This is a genomic window from Acinetobacter sp. SwsAc5 (genome assembly GCF_013391485.1).
Taxonomy (GTDB): domain Bacteria; phylum Pseudomonadota; class Gammaproteobacteria; order Pseudomonadales; family Moraxellaceae; genus Acinetobacter; species Acinetobacter towneri.
Genome location: NZ_JACAXD010000015.1, coordinates 44,250 through 61,943, shown reverse-complemented (window position 1 = coordinate 61,943; position 17,694 = coordinate 44,250). Strand labels below are relative to the sequence as shown.

At 41.5% G+C, this 17,694-nt stretch carries 15 protein-coding genes; 8 read left to right on the top strand and 7 right to left on the bottom strand.

The features are described from left to right. The first annotated feature begins 32 nt into the window (after positions 1-32). The 3 genes from HYG89_RS10075 to HYG89_RS10065 all read left to right on the top strand — a co-directional run bounded on the left by HYG89_RS10075 (position 33) and on the right by HYG89_RS10065 (position 3,448). Positions 33-1,676 (top strand): nitrite/sulfite reductase, encoded by a 1,644-nt coding sequence (locus HYG89_RS10075; RefSeq protein ID WP_004972445.1) that lies wholly within the window; start codon positions 33-35, stop codon positions 1,674-1,676. After that, positions 1,669-2,154, top strand: coding sequence for a DUF934 domain-containing protein (locus tag HYG89_RS10070; protein WP_004972443.1), 486 nt, complete (start codon positions 1,669-1,671; stop codon positions 2,152-2,154). Before HYG89_RS10075 ends, HYG89_RS10070 begins: the two co-directional genes overlap by 8 nt. A 307-nt stretch (positions 2,155-2,461) precedes the next feature. Next, positions 2,462-3,448, top strand: a complete 987-nt coding sequence (locus HYG89_RS10065) for a diaminopimelate dehydrogenase (RefSeq protein ID WP_004972441.1) — start codon at positions 2,462-2,464, stop codon at positions 3,446-3,448. A 131-nt stretch (positions 3,449-3,579) separates the two neighbouring features. On the opposite strand, the gene HYG89_RS10060 is transcribed toward HYG89_RS10065, so the two are convergent. Both HYG89_RS10060 and HYG89_RS10055 read right to left on the bottom strand, forming a co-directional pair. Beyond that, complete coding sequence (locus HYG89_RS10060; RefSeq protein ID WP_178867343.1) at positions 3,580-4,755, bottom strand: thiolase family protein; 1,176 nt, start codon at positions 4,753-4,755, stop codon at positions 3,580-3,582. Between the two features lie 130 nt (positions 4,756-4,885). After that, positions 4,886-5,404 (bottom strand): GspH/FimT family pseudopilin, encoded by a 519-nt coding sequence (locus tag HYG89_RS10055; protein WP_178867341.1) that lies wholly within the window; start codon positions 5,402-5,404, stop codon positions 4,886-4,888. Between the two features lie 375 nt (positions 5,405-5,779). On the opposite strand from HYG89_RS10055, the gene omp38 reads away from it, so the two are divergent. Next, positions 5,780-6,820 (top strand): outer membrane protein Omp38, encoded by a 1,041-nt coding sequence (omp38, locus tag HYG89_RS10050; RefSeq protein ID WP_004972434.1) that lies wholly within the window; start codon positions 5,780-5,782, stop codon positions 6,818-6,820. A 502-nt stretch (positions 6,821-7,322) separates the two neighbouring features. Here omp38 and HYG89_RS10045 read toward each other — a convergent pair. From HYG89_RS10045 to HYG89_RS10035, 3 genes are all read right to left on the bottom strand, one after another. Further along, positions 7,323-8,786 (bottom strand): amino acid permease, encoded by a 1,464-nt coding sequence (locus HYG89_RS10045; RefSeq protein ID WP_178319470.1) that lies wholly within the window; start codon positions 8,784-8,786, stop codon positions 7,323-7,325. Beyond that, entirely contained in the window at positions 8,783-9,820 is a 1,038-nt protein-coding gene (locus HYG89_RS10040; RefSeq protein WP_178867339.1) for a methyltransferase, read from the bottom strand. The genes HYG89_RS10045 and HYG89_RS10040 overlap by 4 nt, the downstream gene beginning before the upstream one ends. Before the next feature lie 65 nt (positions 9,821-9,885). Further along, positions 9,886-11,256, bottom strand: a complete 1,371-nt coding sequence (locus HYG89_RS10035; RefSeq protein ID WP_178867337.1) for a uracil-xanthine permease family protein — start codon at positions 11,254-11,256, stop codon at positions 9,886-9,888. 172 nt (positions 11,257-11,428) lie between these two features. Between HYG89_RS10035 and typA the strand changes: the two genes are divergently transcribed. After that, entirely contained in the window at positions 11,429-13,267 is a 1,839-nt protein-coding gene (gene typA / locus HYG89_RS10030; protein ID WP_178867336.1) for a translational GTPase TypA, read from the top strand. A 202-nt stretch (positions 13,268-13,469) separates the two neighbouring features. Next, positions 13,470-13,904: a large conductance mechanosensitive channel protein MscL gene (mscL, locus tag HYG89_RS10025; protein WP_178867335.1), complete on the top strand. Its 435-nt coding sequence runs from the start codon at positions 13,470-13,472 to the stop codon at positions 13,902-13,904. Between the two features lie 91 nt (positions 13,905-13,995). On the opposite strand, the gene HYG89_RS10020 is transcribed toward mscL, so the two are convergent. Both HYG89_RS10020 and mutM read right to left on the bottom strand, forming a co-directional pair. Further along, positions 13,996-14,274, bottom strand: coding sequence for a peptidylprolyl isomerase (locus HYG89_RS10020; protein WP_004972420.1), 279 nt, complete (start codon positions 14,272-14,274; stop codon positions 13,996-13,998). After that, on the bottom strand, positions 14,271-15,131 hold the full coding sequence (mutM, locus tag HYG89_RS10015; protein WP_178867334.1) for a bifunctional DNA-formamidopyrimidine glycosylase/DNA-(apurinic or apyrimidinic site) lyase: 861 nt from the start codon (positions 15,129-15,131) through the stop codon (positions 14,271-14,273). The genes HYG89_RS10020 and mutM overlap by 4 nt, the downstream gene beginning before the upstream one ends. 300 nt (positions 15,132-15,431) lie before the next feature. On the opposite strand from mutM, the gene HYG89_RS10010 reads away from it, so the two are divergent. Both HYG89_RS10010 and HYG89_RS10005 read left to right on the top strand, forming a co-directional pair. Continuing rightward, on the top strand, positions 15,432-16,568 hold the full coding sequence (locus tag HYG89_RS10010) for an NADH:flavin oxidoreductase/NADH oxidase (protein ID WP_167845804.1): 1,137 nt from the start codon (positions 15,432-15,434) through the stop codon (positions 16,566-16,568). Positions 16,569-16,692: 124 nt separating this feature from the next. Next, positions 16,693-17,625 carry an AEC family transporter gene (locus HYG89_RS10005; RefSeq protein WP_178867333.1) on the top strand — a complete coding sequence of 311 codons (933 nt, stop codon included), beginning with the start codon at positions 16,693-16,695 and terminating at the stop codon, positions 17,623-17,625. The last annotated feature ends 69 nt before the right edge of the window (positions 17,626-17,694 follow it).

The following is a 17,694-nucleotide window of genomic DNA, read 5'->3' as shown; positions in this document are numbered from 1 at the left end:
GCCGTGATAATAGAAATGACTAGCTGTACGCCATGTATTTATATACTGATTTCGATCAGCAACTGATTAATGAACGTGTTGCACAGTTCCGCGACCAAACGGAACGTTATTTAGCAGGCAAATTGACTGAGGATGAATATCGTCCATTGCGTCTGCAAAATGGTTTGTATGTACAACGCTATGCGCCAATGTTGCGTATTGCGGTGCCTTACGGTCTGATGAACTCTAAGCAATTGCGTAAAGTTGCGCAGCTTGCCAAAGACTATGACCGTGGCTATGCGCACGTATCAACACGTCAAAATATTCAGTTTAACTGGCCTGCACTGGAAAATGTGCCTGACATGCTGGCAGAGCTTGCAACCGTACAAATGCACGCAATTCAGACTTCGGGTAACTGTATTCGTAATACCACTACAGACCAGTATGCAGGTGTCGTGGCGGGCGAAATTGCTGACCCACGTCCAACCTGTGAATTAATTCGTCAGTGGTCGACTTTCCACCCTGAATTTGCCTTCTTGCCACGTAAATTCAAAATTGCGGTGTCTGCACTGGAAGAAATTGACCGTGCTGCGACTGCATTTCATGACATTGGCGTCTATATTGTTAAAAATGAAGCAGGCGAAATTGGCTATAAAATTAAAGTTGGTGGCGGCTTAGGTCGTACTCCAATTATCGGTAGCTTTATTCGTGAGTTCTTGCCACGTGAAGATTTGATTGCTTACTTAGAAGCTATTTTACGTGTTTATAACTTGCATGGTCGTCGCGACAATAAATATAAAGCACGTATCAAAATTTTGGTAAAAGCCTTAACTCCAGCAGTATTTGCAGAAAAAGTTGAAGCTGAATTTGCACATACGGTGAAAACCTTAAAAATTGATGCAGAAACTTTGCAAAAAATGGATGAAAACTTCACGCCATTTGCTTATCAAAACTATGCCGATGAAGATTTTAGCGAGCTGTTTGCGCAGTATCCAAAATTCAAGCAATGGTTCAACATCAACACCAATGCGCACAAAGTACAAGGCTATCGTATTGTCACCATTTCATTGAAACGTGCAGGTGTTGCACCGGGTGACATGACGACAGAAGAAATGAATCTGATTGCAGATTTAGCCGATCAATATACCTTTGGTGAGTTGCGTACCACGCATGAGCAAAATATTGCTTTGGTAGATGTGCCACAAAAAGACCTGTTTGCATTGTGGCAAGTGCTCGATGCCAATAACTTGGCGCGCGCGCATATTGGCTTTATTACCGATATTATTTGCTGTCCAGGTGGTGATTTCTGTTCACTTGCCAATGCCAAATCTATTCCAATTTCAGAAGCCATTTCACGCCGTTTTGATGATTTGGATACCATTTATAATCTTGGCAAACTGGATTTAAATATTTCAGGTTGTATGAACGCTTGTGGTCATCACCACGTTGGTAATATCGGGATTTTAGGTGTCGATAAAAAAGGCGCGGAATTCTACCAAATCACTTTGGGCGGGCATGCAGACCATGATGCGTCAATCGGTGATATTTTAGGGCCATCTTTTGCTGCTGAAGTGATTCCAGATGTCGTGGAAGAAATTTTAAATACCTACTTAGATTTGCGTAGTGAAGGTGAAGACTTCATCGACACTTATCGCCGTGTCGGCATTCAACCATTTAAGGAGCGCGCTTATGCTTAATACTGCACTACCTGTGCTCGCAAAAGATGGCACGATTGCAGACAATACTTATCAAGTGATTGCTGAAGATGCAGCATTACCGCAAGGTGATGTGGTGCTCAGCGTTGAACAGCTTGATCAGTTGGCACAAATTTCAGGTAAAAAAGCCCTATATTTAACGGTAGATGCTTCGCCTGAAAACCATGAATTTCCATTGGCAGAACTGGATGCAATTTTTATTGAATTTTCAGGTTTTAACGATGGCCGTGGTTATTCTTTTGCGGCATTGTTACGCCGTCAAGGCTTTCAGGGTGAACTTCGCGCAGTCGGTGATGTCTTTAAAGACGTCTTAAATTATATGAAACGTGCAGGTTTCGATACTTTCGTGATTAAAGAAGGTAAAGATGTGCAAGAAGCTGCAGCAGGTTTGGCGGACTTTACCCATCCTTATCAAGCTTCTACCGCAGTGCCAAAACCAAATTATCAAACAGGTGCGTAATATATTGATGATGGATTTCATCGAAATGTAGATAGATTTTATCGAAATATCGCGGTTCACACATTTACAAACAGCCTGCCATGTGCAGGCTTTTTGTTTGCCTTAAAATGATCAAACAGCTTGTTTTATCGCACTTCTTAATGATTTAATTTACCGCAAAGTGCTGTAGTATAAGCACGCTGATGTAGCATCGCAGTCTTATGTAGGCGTTATTTTTACATTATCAAAAATCAATCAAGACGATAATTTGATGTGATTATCCTCTGATTTATTTTTCAATTTTTTCATGATGAAGTGATTTGTCTTTATGCAAAATTCTATCCGTATTGGTATTGCTGGTTATGGCAACTTAGGTCGTGGTGTTGAAACGGCGATTCATAAAAACCCAGATTTACAATTGGTGGGTATTTTTACCCGTCGTGCGCCTGAAAGCGTTTCACCATGTTTTGCTGAAACAGCAGTGTTTCACATGGATTCATTGTCAGATTTTCAAGACAAAATTGATGTGCTGATTTTATGTGGTGGTTCAAAAGACGACTTGCCACAACAAGGTCCAGTACTGGCGAGCCAATTTAATATTGTCGATAGTTTCGATACGCATGCACGTATTCCTGAATATTATGCATCTGTAGATGCACCTGCGACAGCGAACAAGAAAACTGCACTCATCTCAATTGGTTGGGATCCAGGCATGTTCTCGATTAATCGTTTATTTGGTGAAGCGTTGTTACCTGATGGTGAAACCTATACTTTTTGGGGTAAAGGTTTAAGTCAGGGTCACTCAGATGCCATTCGTCGTGTTGATGGTGTAAAAGCAGGTGTGCAATATACCATTCCATCGAATGATGCCATTGAACAAGTGCGTAGCGGTGCGCGTCCTGTATTAAGCACCAAAGATAAACATACTCGTGAATGTTATGTCGTACTTGCAGAAGGTGCCGATGCTGCTGCGGTAGAGCAAGCGATTGTGACCATGCCAGATTATTTCGCTGACTACAACACAACCGTAAATTTCATTGATGAAGCGACTTTAGCCAAAGATCACCAACGCATGCCACATGGTGGTTTTGTCATTCGCAGTGGTAATACCAGCGATGAACAAAAACAAGTGCTTGAATTCTCATTGAAGTTAGACAGCAATCCTGAGTTTACCGCGAGTATTTTGGTGGCTTATGCACGTGCTTGCTATCGTTTAAACCAAATGCAGCAATATGGTGCAAAAACTGCTTATGATGTTGCGCCAGGTTTATTGTCAATGAAATCGCCTGAACAGTTGCGTGCAGAATTGCTCTAAACTTTTTAAAGCTATAAGCAAAAAGACGAATCAATGATTCGTCTTTTTACTTTTTGAATTAAAGAGGAGTTAGGGAATGACTTTATTTAATCTGCCTAAATCCTACTTTATGGGATAGGGGCTGCAAGGCATTAAAGCAATTCAATTGCGACAGCAGTTGCTTCACCACCACCAATACAGAGAGCGGCCACGCCACGTTTGCCACCTGTACGTTTAAGCGCATGAATTAAAGTCAGGATAATACGTGAACCTGTAGAACCCACAGGATGCCCAAGCGCACATGCACCACCGTTGATATTCACTTTTTCAGGATCAAGCTTGAACTCATCCATTGGGCACATGGTGACCATGGCAAAAGCTTCATTAATTTCCCATAAATCTACATCTGCAACTTGCCAACCCGCTTTATCCAATACTTTTTGAATCGCAGCAACAGGGGCGATGGTGAACTCAGATGGGTGTTGTGAATTGGTGGCATAAGCCACAATTTTTGCTAATGGTTGTAAACCTTTATTTGCTGCATTTTCTGCAGACGTTAGGACTAAGGCTGAAGCACCATCTGAAATTGAGCTGGCATTGGCTGCGGTAATCGTGCCATCTTTGACAAAAGCTGGACGAAGGGTTGGGATTTTTTCAATATTGGCATTAAACGGTTGTTCGTCTTTATCGACAACCACGTCACCTTTACGTGTTGAAACATGTACAGGCACAATTTCATCGACAAAATAGCCTTCATTTACGGCAGTTTGCGCGCGTTTGAGAGAGCGAATCGCAAAATCATCCATTTGTTCACGGGTATAGCCTTTGCTATTGGCCATATCTTGTGCGAATGAGCCCATTAAACGCCCTGTTTCTGCATCTTCTAAGCCATCTAAGAACATGTGATCTTTCACATCACCGTGTCCCATGCGGTAACCTGCACGTGCTTTAGTCAGAATATAAGGTGCATTACTCATCGACTCCATGCCACCTGCAACAATGATGGAAGCAGAACCTGCTTTAATTGCATCGGCAGCTTGCATGACAGCTTTCATGCCCGAACCACACAGTTTATTGATGGTCACTGCACCTGTTGAATCTGGTAAACCTGCTTGACGCATAGCTTGACGTGCAGGACCTTGTTTTAAGCCAGCAGGCAAAACACAGCCCATAATGACTTCATCGATTTCTGTTGCTTGTACCCCCGCACGTTGAATGGCCGCTTGGATACTCGCCGCACCTAATTCTGGTGCAGTCACATTGGCTAAACTGCCTTGAAAGCCACCCATTGCAGTGCGTGCACCATTTACAATAACGATATCCGTCATTTTATTCTCCCAGTTTTTTATATGTGCTTTTGTCTAGATTTAATTCCAAGCAGGAATAGATCACTTCAGCAGTATAGGCAAAAAAAGATGAGAATAAAGTGACAATATAAAGATCATTTAGACTGCTCAGTTAACATCCATTGATGTCTTCAGCTCGAGTTTGCCCCATTTTACTAAGCACCAGTCGTTTGCTCGCGACGTGAGTAGAGCAGTAAAAGAAACTACCATTCGAGCCGATCGGCAAACCTTGTTGTGCATTAAAAGTTACACTGGGTATGTTTAAAGTGCCACGCCAATCCAAGGTACCGTATTTAAGTGCAGTTTTTTCTGTATAAAGAATGTATTCATTGTTGTCTATCTGACGATTTTTATTTCGATCAATAAAAATCATAAAACCCGTATTCCAGTTTTGCTTACTGCATTGGCTAAAGTCATGTGTTGGACAGATCACAACATTACTATGATGGGTGAAGGCATGGGAGCGTGCTATTTTCAGGCTGGACTGTAATGAATACTGAATTCGCTTGAGTTCTTGTTGTGCCATCAGCTGATGAAAATAGGGCAGGGCAATCATGACTAAAATCGCACTAATTGCTAACGTGACGATCAATTCAAACAGCGTGAAGCCGTTTTTGCTTATATTTGACATAAGTCTATACCTGTTATTGTTATGTTTTTTTATGATTAATTTGAGTAATTTGTTGTTTTATAGCGCTTTATCTGCTGTATAATAAATATTAAACAACTTTCGAGAAAGCTGTTAAAATAAAGCGCAAGAAAGATAAGCTATTCACAATAAAAAATTGAGTAGAAAGTTACCGAATTACAACGGAAATTGTAAGTAATTTTGTCAATAATTTACTTGATTAAAATTATCAAGCACTTGGAAAAGTAATAAAGTGTTTGTATGATTCAAAGTGACTAGCTTAAAAATAATACTGGGGTATAAGAAAGCCTATCTCAGGGTAGTCGAAAATTTAGGCTTGAGCTTGAACAACAATTGTTATCTCTGGAGGATAAATCCATGAAAATGAGTCGTATTGCATTAGCAATGCTCGTAGCTGCTCCTTTAGCTGCTGCAAACGCGGGAGTAACTGTTACCCCATTAATGCTTGGTTATACTATGTTTGATACACAGCATAACAATGGTGGTAATGATGGTAGTTTAACAAGTGGCGCAGAACTTGATGATGACTTGTTCGTTGGTGCAGCACTTGGTGTTGAGCTTACTCCTTGGTTAGGTTTTGAAGCTGAATATAGCCAAATCAAAGGTGATGTGAGTAACGGTGGTGAATACAAGGGTCAAAATATCGCAGGTAACTTCTATGCGACTTCTGATCTAATCACTAAAAATTATGACAGCAAAATCAAGCCATACGTACTTTTAGGTGCTGGTCACTATAAATATGACGTAGAAGGTGCTAATGGTGTCGGTTATATCCGTGATGGTGAAGAAGGTACTTTAGGTAATGCAGGTGTGGGTGCGTTCTTCCGTTTGAACGATGCTTTATCTCTTCGTACTGAAGCACGTGGTACTTACCACTTTGATGAGCAATTCTGGAACTACACAGCTTTAGCTGGTCTTAATGTCGTTCTTGGTGGTCACTTGAAGCCAGCTGCTCCTGTAGTAGAAGTTGCCCCAGTTGAAACCGTTGCTCCAGTTCAACCAGCTCCACAAGAGTTGACTGAAGACCTGAACATGGAACTTCGTGTGTTCTTTGATACCAACAAATCAAACATCAAAGATCAGTACAAGCCAGAAATTGCTAAAGTTGCTGAGAAGTTAGTTGAATATCCAAACGCTACTGCTCGCATCGAAGGTCACACTGACAACACTGGTCCACGTGCATTGAACGAACGTTTATCTTTAGCTCGTGCGAACTCTGTTAAATCTTCACTTGTAAATGAATACAATGTAGATCCAGCTCGTTTGTCTACTCAAGGTTTCGCTTGGGATCAACCGATTGCTGACAACAACACTAAAGAAGGTCGTGCTATGAACCGTCGTGTATTCGCGACGATCACTGGCAGCCGTACAGTGACTGTTGAACAACAAGCTCAATAATTTGAGTTAAGTTGAAAAAACGACTCTTCGGAGTCGTTTTTTTATACTTCTTTTTTTATGAGGTGTTTGGATTAAAGAGTGCCTGAAATAATTTACATTCAATACGTTTAAAAAATATTGTAAAAGTGTGATTTTTAGAATAAAGAGTAAATAAGGTAGAGGCTGATGGTGCTTAATATTTCGGTCTGTTGACTCGTAAACTTAGTCGAATTTTTATACCAAGTTTATCGTCAATTCATTAAAAAACTCCAAAGCGTCGTCGCAGATCAAAATTTTAAAATAAGATATATGTACTCGATGTCTATCAGTCGATCAAGTCGTTGTTTAGCGATTATAAAATCAACATTGAGCAGTCTGTGGCGTGATCTCTCGCCGTAATAATGATAACAAAATATGTTGTAAATCGAATTTGGTTTAAATTTACCCTAAAAAAACAGCCAAATGTTGGCTGTTTTTTTGAACCTTAGCTTCTTAAATGAAGTGAAATAGAAGAAGAACTTTTTTAGTCATGATCAGGGTGTAGTGGTTTCACATCCATATCCTGGTATGCAATCAGTTTGGTTTTGTGTTTCCATTTATAGCCTAACCAAATGACCAAGAACAAAAGAATACCAATATAAGTCGATAAAACTGCGAGCCATTCACCTTCAAGCACTGCTTGGTAGTTTTGCCCTAATACAACAATTGCACACAAAATAAAGGCAAACCATGGCGCAAAAGGAAAAAATTTAGCGCGGTAATCTAAATCTTCAAGTTTGTAGCCTTGTGCCAAATAGCCTTTACGGAAGCGATAATGCGATACAGCAATTCCGAGCCAAACGATAAAACCACACATGCCTGACATATTCAGAAGCCAGTTAAATACTTGTTTTTCGCCAATAAATGTTGTTAAAAAACATAGTGCAGCGATTGCTGTTGTGGCATACAGTGCATTCATTGGGACGCCACGAGCATCCAAGCGGGCAAAAGCTTTTGGTGCACTGCCTTTACGTGCCATATCAAATAGCATACGGGTCGATGAATACATACCCGAGTTACCAGCAGAAAGAATCGCAGTTAAAATTACTGCATTCATGACACTTGCGGCAAAGGCAAAGCCTGCCTGTTCATATAGTAAAGTAAACGGAGAGAGTGCAATGTTATCGGTGGCGGCTGCTTGAAGTAAACGTGGGTCATCATAGGCGATTAAGGTACCAATAATAAAAATACACACGATATAAAACAACAAAATACGCCAGAAGATTTGTTTAATTGCAATTGGAATGGTTTTCTTTGGATTTTTAGATTCACCCGCTGCAACGCCCACCATTTCAGTCCCCTGAAATGAGAATCCTGCAATCATCGCCACACCAATTAAGGCAGACAATCCACCTACAAATGGTGCTTCGCCTTTGCTCCAATTGGCAAATGTCGAAACATCAGGGTTGAGCATGATTTTGACAATCATGAAAATACCAATGATGATGAAGGCGACAATCGCAAGGACTTTGACCAGTGAGAAGAAAAACTCTGATTCACCAAATCCTTTTACGGTTAATGCGTTAATTGCGAAAACTACCGCTAAAAACAAGGCACTCCAGTAAAAGCCAGGAATATCAGGAAACCAAAATTTCATGATGAACTGCACCGCAACCAATTCAAATGCCACGGTAATGGCCCAGTTGTACCAATAGTTCCAACCCAGTGCAAAACCAAAACCACCTTCGACATATTTACTGCCATAGGTAAAGAACGCGCCGGAAGTTGGATTATGCGTTGCAAGTTCACCTAGACTGGTCATCAAAAAATAAATCATGACGCCAATTAGCGCATACGCAAGCAAGGCGCCACCAGGACCTGCATTGGCAATCGTCGCACCTGAAGCAAGAAATAAACCTGTACCAATTGAGCCACCAATGGCGATCATGTTTAAATGACGCGCACCGAGCTTACGCTGCAGTTTTCTACTGTTGTGTGAGTCGCTCATCCTACTTCCTTTGTATTTTTCTGTGTGCTGGCAAACAGCACTTTAAAGCCTTGTTGATCTGCCTTGATTGTGCATTGACCGAAACTTTGTTCAATTAAGAGTGGATAATTCAAAAAGCGATTAGCCACAATCCAAAGTTCACCACCCGATTTCAGGTGACGACGTGAGGTTTTACACAGATTTTCACTGGCATCGTAATGTGTGTGAATGCCTTGGTGGAACGGGGGGTTACTCACGATGGCATGCAAAAATAGCGGTGCATCCTCAATGCCTGTCACGGCTTTAATTTCAAGCTGTTGTGGATTGAGCTGATTTTTTTCAAACGTCATTTGCGTTGACGCTAAAGCAAAGGCATCGACATCTAAGGCAAAAATACGATTTTCAGGGTTAAGTTTGGCTAAGTAAGCACTGATCACACCCGCACCACAGCCAAAATCTGCAATTTTCCCAGCAGTAATCTGATTCAAATAAGGCAGTAATACAGCCGTGCCAACATCCAAGTGTTTTTGGCTAAATACACCCGGCAAGGCACAAATCTGTAAATCGCCTTTAGGTGTAGCAACTGTATAGTTTTGCGCCCAATCTGCTAAGGCTTTAGTTTGAACCTTGCAGTCTAAAATCAGCTGCCATAGTTGGCAGTGGCGGGCGCTATCTAGTTTGAGTGTTTTGCCATAAGGTTGTAATTGCTTTGCAGCCCGTTCAATTCCTGCTTTCTTTTCACCGACTAAAAATACGCTGCTGCCTTGTGGGAGTTGTGCGGCAATGGTGTGAATCAGGTAATTGAGCAGTTCCTTGGATTTCGGCACAAAAATAACAGCCTGATCAAATTCACCTGCAGGCGATTCTGCACCAAAATGCACTTGCGCCTGTCGATTTTGAAAGTATTGATAGTCGTTAAAATTCCATGTCCAAACAGAAGCTTGGATTGAGTCACCCAATTCTGCGAGGAGTTGATCGGTCGGGGCATTGATCAGTAGAACGCGACCAGACAAATAGTCATATTGTCTGAGTAAAACTTCGCTTTGGGGGTTCATGGTTCTCTCTCCAATAGAAAAACACTGCCCAAGTTCAGCTCAGACAGTGTTTTTTGGACATGCAATTACTTTTTAGTTTCAGGAAGCACAATATTTAAAATGAGTGCTGCAATACCGCCTGTTGCAACGCCTGAACTGAAAATATTACGGAATAATTCAGGTAAGTGTTCCAGAATTTGTGGCACTTGTGCAACACCTAAGCCTAAGCCCAATGAAATTGCAATAATCAGTAAGGCACGACGATCTAAAGCGACACCTGAAAGAATATTGATTCCCGAAGCGGCAACGGCACCAAACATCACCATCACAGCACCACCTAGTACGGCTTGAGGCACAGCCTGAATCACACCTGCAACTGCAGGAAGTAAACCTAAAATGATGAGTAGGGCAGCAATCCAAATACCGACATAACGGCTAGCAACACCTGTAAGTTGAATCACGCCATTATTTTGGGCAAATACCGAACTTGGAAAGGTGTTGAAAATCCCTGCCAAGAATGAGTTAGCGCCATTTACCAATACACCGCCTTTAATGCGTTGCATCCATTGTGGGCCATCGACAGGTTGATTGGAGAGTTTAGAGGTCGCGGTAATATCAGCAATCGCTTCCAATGAAGTCACCAAATAAATAAATGCCAATGGAATGAATAAGCTCCAAGAGAAATCCAGTCCAAAATGCATCGGAGTCGGCACTTGTACCAGAGGGGCATCTTTCAGACCTGAAAAGTCGAGATGACCCATCATGCCTGCCATTGCATAACCAATCACCAAGGCAATTAAAATGGCAGAGCTTTTAATCCACGTGATATTGATGCGGTTCAAAATAATAATAATTGCCAAGACGGTACACGACATAATCAGGTTGTCGGTATTGGCAAAGGTATTATTGCTCATGGCTTGGTAGCCACCGCCCATACTGATTAAACCTTCTTTAATTAAGGTCAAACCAATGAGAAGTACCACAATACCAGTGACCAATGGGGTAATCAGCTTTTTGACCCACGGTAAAATTTGCGATACGCCCATTTCAATAAACGAACCTGCAATGACCACGCCAAAAATTGCCGCCATGACCGATTCAACAGGTGTGCCTGCGGCGACCATAGCAGAGCCAATACCAATGATTGGGCCAATAAAGTTAAAACTGGTGCCTTGCACAATGAGCAAACCTGCACCAAAAGGGCCGACTTTTTTACATTGTAAAAAGGTTGCAATGCCTGAAATGACCAAAGACATTGACAAGATCATGTTGGTATCTTGTTTGGAAACACCTAAAGCCAAGCAAACTAAGAGACCTGGTGTGACAATTGGAACAATAATTGCCAGTAAATGCTGAAAAGCTGCTAAAAAAGCGATGAATGGTTTTGGACGGTCATTCAGACCATAGACCAAATCGAGCTGGTCTTTTGGGTGGGGAGAGTGGTTTAAATCAGACATGAGTCATAAAAAATTGCAAAAGTGGCGCTATTCTAATCGAGTTACACAGCTTTACAAAACCCAAAGCACGCCACTCATCAAAAAAAATTGTGTGTGTCAATAAAGTGTCACTATAAAACTTTAGTATTTTTCTGTATAATTTGCCCTCAAATTTATAGCGTATTGAATTTAAATGTCTGATATTAAAACTCTCCGCAACATCGCAATTATTGCGCACGTTGACCACGGAAAAACAACTCTTGTGGATAAACTTTTACAACAATCGGGCGCACTCGGTGAACGAGCGGGCGAGATTGAGCGTGTCATGGATTCAGGCGCTATTGAAAGTGAACGTGGTATTACCATTCTTGCAAAAAACACTGCAATCAAATGGTTAGACAAACGTACTGATACTGAATACCGCATTAACATTGTGGACACCCCGGGACACGCCGACTTCGGTGGCGAAGTTGAACGTGTAATGTCGATGGTGGATTGCGTACTTCTTTTGGTTGACTCACAAGAAGGCCCAATGCCACAAACACGTTTCGTAACGCAAAAAGCGTTCGCACGTGGTTTGAAGCCAATCGTGATCATCAACAAAGTAGACAAGCCAAACGCGCGTCCAGACTGGGTTATTGATCAAGTATTTGACTTGTTTGATAACTTGGGTGCAACCGATGACCAATTAGACTTCCCAATCGTATATGCATCAGGCTTACGTGGTGTTGCTGGTCCTGCGCCAGACGAATTAGCGGAAGATATGACACCGTTGTTCCAAACCATTGTCGATATCGTTGAGCCACCAGCAGTTGATGTTGATGGTCCATTCCAAATGCAAGTATCTTCACTGGACTATAACAGCTTCGTGGGTGTGATTGGTGTGGGTCGTATTCAACGTGGTTCTGTGAAGCTGAATACACCAGTAACCGTGATTGACCAAGAAGGTAAAACACGTAACGGTCGTATCTTAAAAATCATGGGTTACCACGGTTTAGAGCGTGTTGATGTTGAATCTGCTTCTGCAGGTGACATCGTTTGTGTAACAGGCATGGACGAATTACATATTTCTGACACGATTTGTGATCCGAAAAATGTAGAAGCTTTACCGCCGCTTTCTGTAGACGAACCAACCGTATCGATGACTTTCCAAGTTAACAACTCACCTTTTGCGGGTAAAGAAGGTAAGTTTGTGACTTCACGTAACATCCGTGAACGTCTTGACCGTGAATTGATTCATAACGTTGCACTTCGTGTAGAAGATACTGACAGTCCAGACCGTTTCAAAGTATCTGGTCGTGGTGAGCTTCACCTTTCTGTATTGATTGAAAACATGCGCCGTGAAGGCTTCGAAATGGGTGTATCTCGTCCGCAAGTCATCTTGAAAGAGATTGATGGCGAAATGCAAGAACCATACGAAAACGTGACTTTTGACGTAGAAGAACAGCACCAAGGCGCTGTGATGGAACAAATGGGTAACCGTAAAGGTGAGATGACCAATATGGAAGTAGACGGTAAAGGCCGTATCCGTATTGAAGCCACTGTGCCTTCACGTGGTTTAATTGGTTTCCGCTCTGAATTCATGACCATGACTTCTGGTACGGGTATCATGACGTCAAGCTTCTCACACTATGGCCCAATGAAAGCAGGTCAAGTTGCGAAACGTCAAAACGGTGTGTTGATTTCTATGGTTCAAGGTACTTGCCTTGGCTATGCATTGTTCACATTGCAGGACCGTGGTCGTCTATTTGCTAAACCTCAGTTAGAAGTTTACGAAGGTATGATCGTAGGGATTAACTCTCGTTCAGACGACATGACAGTTAACCCAACTAAAGCGAAACAGTTAACTAACGTACGTGCTTCTGGTACTGATGATGCGTTGACACTGGTACCTGCAATTGAATTCACGCTTGAACAAGCGCTTGAATTTATTGAAGATGATGAATTAGTTGAAGTAACACCGAAGTCAATCCGTATCCGTAAACGCTGGTTGACTGAAAACGAACGTAAACGTAACCGTTCTGGTAAATAAGTTTTAAAAATGATGTTGTCCTCATGCGGGGCAGCAAAATTTAAAAATGCCATCAATTTATTGATGGCATTTTTTTGTTTAAAATTAGCAAAGCAATATATAAAAGCAGATGATTTCCGAGTAAATTACGTGGAAATGAAGCTATAAAATTAATGTATACTTCGTCACATAAATTAAAGTCAAAAAAAAACTGGAGATTTAAATGAGTATTATTCAAGAGTTCCGCGAGTTTGCGGTAAAAGGCAACATGATCGACTTGGCTGTCGGTGTGATTATTGGTGGGGCATTTGGTAAAATTGTTGACTCATTAGTGAAAGATATCATCATGCCATTGATTACTGTGATCACTGGAGGTGGTGTGGATTTCACACAAAAGTTCTTTGTTTTGGGCGATAACCCAAACAATTTACAGTCTTTAGATGAGTTAACCAAAGCAGGTGTAAATGTCCTGACCTATGGTAACTTCCTTACGATTTTAATTAACTTCATTATTTTGGCATGGGTGGTGTTCTTAATGGTGAAAATGATTAATCGTATGCGCCGTAAACAAGAAGAAGCAGCGCCAGAACCAGCAGCAACTCCAGAAGATATTGAATTATTACGTGAAATTCGTGATGAATTGAAAAAACGTCAATAATTTTTAATACGCAATCAAAACAAACGGCGCTTTATGCGCCGTTTGTTTGCACCCTATTCTCTAGGATGGAGAGGCGCTGAAGGCATAAAAATTACATCCGAAACTTTACTTCTACCAAATGAAAACCAAACTGACTTTTTACAGGGCCGTGTAGTACGCGTTCTGCTGCGGTAAACACTAATTTATCAATCACGGGTACCAATTGTCCTTTTTTGACCTCACCCAATTCCCCACCTTTTTTTCCTGAAGGGCAGGTCGAAAATTGTTTGGCAATTTTGGCAAAATCAGCACCTGATTGAATACGCTTTTTCAGTTGTTCACAGGTTTCTTTATCTTTCACTAAGATATGACGCACAATAGCGGTTCTCATACTTTTTTACCTCGTTTGCTTGTTGCAGCTTTAGTCGAAGTGAGTACTTTTTTCAAAGGCTGACATTCAGGACAAAATACCGAGGCACGTTGGCCCAGTTTTAAATTTTCTAGTGTGGTTTCACAGTTCACACACATTTCACCTGCACGTCCATACGCCAACAAGGTTTGCTGAAAATAGCCATTTTCGCCCATCGCATTACTGTAATCACGCAAGGTCGAACCGCCTAAATCAATCGCTTGTTTTAAAATGCGTTTGATTTCGAGCACCAGTTTTTCAATCTGTTTCAAACTGAGTGATGATGCAGGTTGTGCAGGGTGAATACCTAAATTAAACAGACTTTCCGTGGCATAAATATTGCCCACACCCACCACGACATGGTTATCCATAATTGCAACTTTGATGCCAACATTTTTGTTTTTGAGCTTCTGTGCAAGATAGTCGGGGTTAAAAGCATCACTCAACGGCTCAGGGCCAAGTGGATCTATCAGTTTGAGTTGAGAGCTTTCATTTAGCCATAAAATACAGCCAAAGCGACGTGGGTCATGGTAGCGCAATTGTATATCTTCAAACTGAATAATCAGATGGTCGTGTTTGCGTAAATCTTCCTGCGCATCGCAAAGACGAAAACTGCCCGACATGCCTAAATGCCACAACATGCTGTCCTGTTCAAATTGCGCCAGAATGTATTTGGATCTGCGGGTCAATTGCAGTAATTTTTGTCCTGTGAGTTTATGTAGGTTTTCTGGAATGGGCCAGCGTAAATTGGCTTGACGCACTTCTACATTCAGGACTTTTTGATCAAGTAGCGGCAATAGACTAGTTTTGGTAGTTTCAACTTCTGGTAATTCTGGCATGGTACAAATTCAATCCGCTTGTAGAAATTAAGCAGGCAAGGACATACAGTAATGCGCTTAATATTGGGCATTATCCATAGAATGCAAGCCATAGAATACAAGCCATGGTGTGCTGTCGCAAAATTATTCTGTGTAAAACAAAAGCAGGCTTTGCAAAAACCATACAACACGTTATAAATAAATCATTTTTAAACATTTATTATAGAAAAAACCATCTAAAACAGATGGCAGATTCTGGGTGATTACTTCTTTATTTAATGATTCGCTTTTGGTGAATAGCACAGTATGAGGGCTTGCAGCGTGACATTACTTTTTCAGCCGATTCAATTTGGATCACTGCAACTTGCCAACAAAATTGTTATCGCCCCGATGTGTCAATATTCTGCCAATGAACAAGGTGAATTGAGCTATTGGCATGAGCAGCAATGGGCCAATTATGCCTTGTCGGGCGCTGGGATGTGTATTGTAGAAGCCACGGCAGTGCAGGCAGCAGGACGTATTAGTTATGCAGATTTAGGCTTATGGAATGACATGCAGCGTGCGCAGATGAAAGCACTATTGCATAAAGTCAAAAGTATATCGCCTATGCCATTTGCTGTGCAGTTGGCACATGCGGGTCGTAAAGCTTCAACCGATAAACCGTGGCAGGGCATAGGACAGTTTGCACCGAATGAAGAACATGGTTGGCAGACGGTATCGGCCAGTGAGTTGCCATTTCAATCGCACGAACATCCACCGCATGCTTTAACGCAAGATGAAATTCAACAGGTCATTGCAGACTTTGCCAGTGCTGCAGTACGAGCGGTGGATGCAGGTTTTGACTTAATCGAAATTCATGCCGCACATGGCTATTTATTGCATCAATTTATGTCGCCATTGTCTAATCACCGCCAAGATGAATATGGCGGCAGTTTGGAAAATCGGATTCGCCTTACATTGGAAGTATTTCAAGCGATTCAAAATGCTGTTCCACAAGGCTATCCAATTGGGGTGCGAATTTCTGCAACAGACTGGATGGATGATGCAGAGGGTTGGAATGTGGAATCTTCAGTAGGTTTGGCAAAAGCACTGGAGCATTTAGGTGCGGCTTATATTCACGTGTCGAGCGGTGGTTTGCATGTCGATCAAAAAATTGATTTACATGCGGGTTATCAAACACCATTTGCACATGCCATTAAGCAAGCTGTAAAAATTCCTGTAATTGCGGTGGGTTTGATTACCGAAGCGATGCAGGCAGAAGGTATTTTGCAATATGAACAGGCCGATGCGATTGCGATCGCACGTGCGATTTTATATGACCCTCGTTGGCCATGGCATGCTGCGGCAGAATTGGGTGAAAAAATTGAGATTGCCCCGCAATATTTGCGCTGTCAGCCGCATGGGTTTCGTACTTTATTTGCGCCGTTTAAATCCACAGATACGGAAGTGGAATCCTAATATTTTATCTGCTTAAAATAAGTGAAACTTACACTATTTTGCCGTGCTTTATCGGGAGCTTCGGTGTAAGCTAAATCAGTAAAAACCATGTCGATCATGGGCAACACTGAAAAAGGATGTCAGGGTGTTACTGAGTATTTTATTTCCCATTTGTACCGTAGTACTGTTGGGATATTTTGCCGTCAGAAGCCAATTTATTGAAACCAGTGCGATTCAGTTTCTAGGTCAATTTGTCATGAAAGTGGCGTTGCCTGCATTTCTATTGCAGGCATTGGCCAGTAAAAGTTTGTCAGAAATCTGGCATCCTGCTTATTTCTTAGGTTACGGTGGCGGTTCTATTCTGCTGTTTATCTTTGCCTTTTTACTGTATCGGCATTATTTTAATTCAAATTTGACCCATGCCAGTGTATTGGCAATGGGTGCATCAATGTCAAATACAGGGTTTATTGGCACTGCTATTTTGACTTTGTTGATTGGCAGTCAATCGGCAATTTATTTGTCTTTAACTTTAATTGTCGAAAATTTAATTATTGTAGCTTTGATGCTGATTTTGGCAGAACGAGGGCTACAATCTTCAGCGAAATCAGGTTGGCAGGTGTATGCCGAAACTGTGCAGCGTTTACTGAAAAATCCAGTAATTTTATCTATTTTATTGGGTATGCTGTGCGTATTGTTGAATTTCAAACTGCCGCAAGCTATTGCACAAGTGCTGGAAATGTTGGGCAAAACTGCTTCACCTTTGGCTTTATTTGTGATTGGTGGAAGTTTGGTCGGAATGCAAATCAAGTCGTTGAATTTGCAAAGTATTGTTTTGGTTGGATTCAAAGTATTGCTGATGCCACTCACGATTTTTGGGATTTTATGGGCTTTGGATGTGAACCGAGAAATGCTATTTGTCGGGACTTTACTAGCAGCTTTGCCAATGCCAATTGCCTTTGGTATTTTCGGGCAGCACTATGGTTTACATGAAAAAGCCTTAGCCCCCTTGGTGTTAAGTACAATTTTGGGTTTTGTGATGGTGGCGATTTTATTGACACAATCGGGTAAGTATTTATAGCATCGGTATCGAAGTGCTCAAATCATAAAAAAAGTCTGTACCATGCTGATACAGACTTTTTTAAAAATT

What these genes read in the sequence shown, in the direction of transcription:
- HYG89_RS10045 (WP_178319470.1), bottom strand. Translation starts at nt 8,786, where the DNA reads ATGAGCGACTCACACAACAGTAGAAAACTGCAGCGTAAGCTCGGTGCG.
- HYG89_RS10020 (WP_004972420.1), bottom strand. Translation starts at nt 14,274, where the DNA reads ATGAGAACCGCTATTGTGCGTCATATCTTAGTGAAAGATAAAGAAACC.
- omp38 (WP_004972434.1), top strand. Translation starts at nt 5,780, where the DNA reads ATGAAAATGAGTCGTATTGCATTAGCAATGCTCGTAGCTGCTCCTTTA.
- HYG89_RS10055 (WP_178867341.1), bottom strand. Translation starts at nt 5,404, where the DNA reads ATGTCAAATATAAGCAAAAACGGCTTCACGCTGTTTGAATTGATCGTC.
- HYG89_RS10060 (WP_178867343.1), bottom strand. Translation starts at nt 4,755, where the DNA reads ATGACGGATATCGTTATTGTAAATGGTGCACGCACTGCAATGGGTGGC.
- mscL (WP_178867335.1), top strand. Translation starts at nt 13,470, where the DNA reads ATGAGTATTATTCAAGAGTTCCGCGAGTTTGCGGTAAAAGGCAACATG.
- HYG89_RS10035 (WP_178867337.1), bottom strand. Translation starts at nt 11,256, where the DNA reads ATGTCTGATTTAAACCACTCTCCCCACCCAAAAGACCAGCTCGATTTG.
- typA (WP_178867336.1), top strand. Translation starts at nt 11,429, where the DNA reads ATGTCTGATATTAAAACTCTCCGCAACATCGCAATTATTGCGCACGTT.
- HYG89_RS10040 (WP_178867339.1), bottom strand. Translation starts at nt 9,820, where the DNA reads ATGAACCCCCAAAGCGAAGTTTTACTCAGACAATATGACTATTTGTCT.
- HYG89_RS10075 (WP_004972445.1), top strand. Translation starts at nt 33, where the DNA reads ATGTATTTATATACTGATTTCGATCAGCAACTGATTAATGAACGTGTT.
- HYG89_RS10065 (WP_004972441.1), top strand. Translation starts at nt 2,462, where the DNA reads ATGCAAAATTCTATCCGTATTGGTATTGCTGGTTATGGCAACTTAGGT.
- mutM (WP_178867334.1), bottom strand. Translation starts at nt 15,131, where the DNA reads ATGCCAGAATTACCAGAAGTTGAAACTACCAAAACTAGTCTATTGCCG.
- HYG89_RS10070 (WP_004972443.1), top strand. Translation starts at nt 1,669, where the DNA reads ATGCTTAATACTGCACTACCTGTGCTCGCAAAAGATGGCACGATTGCA.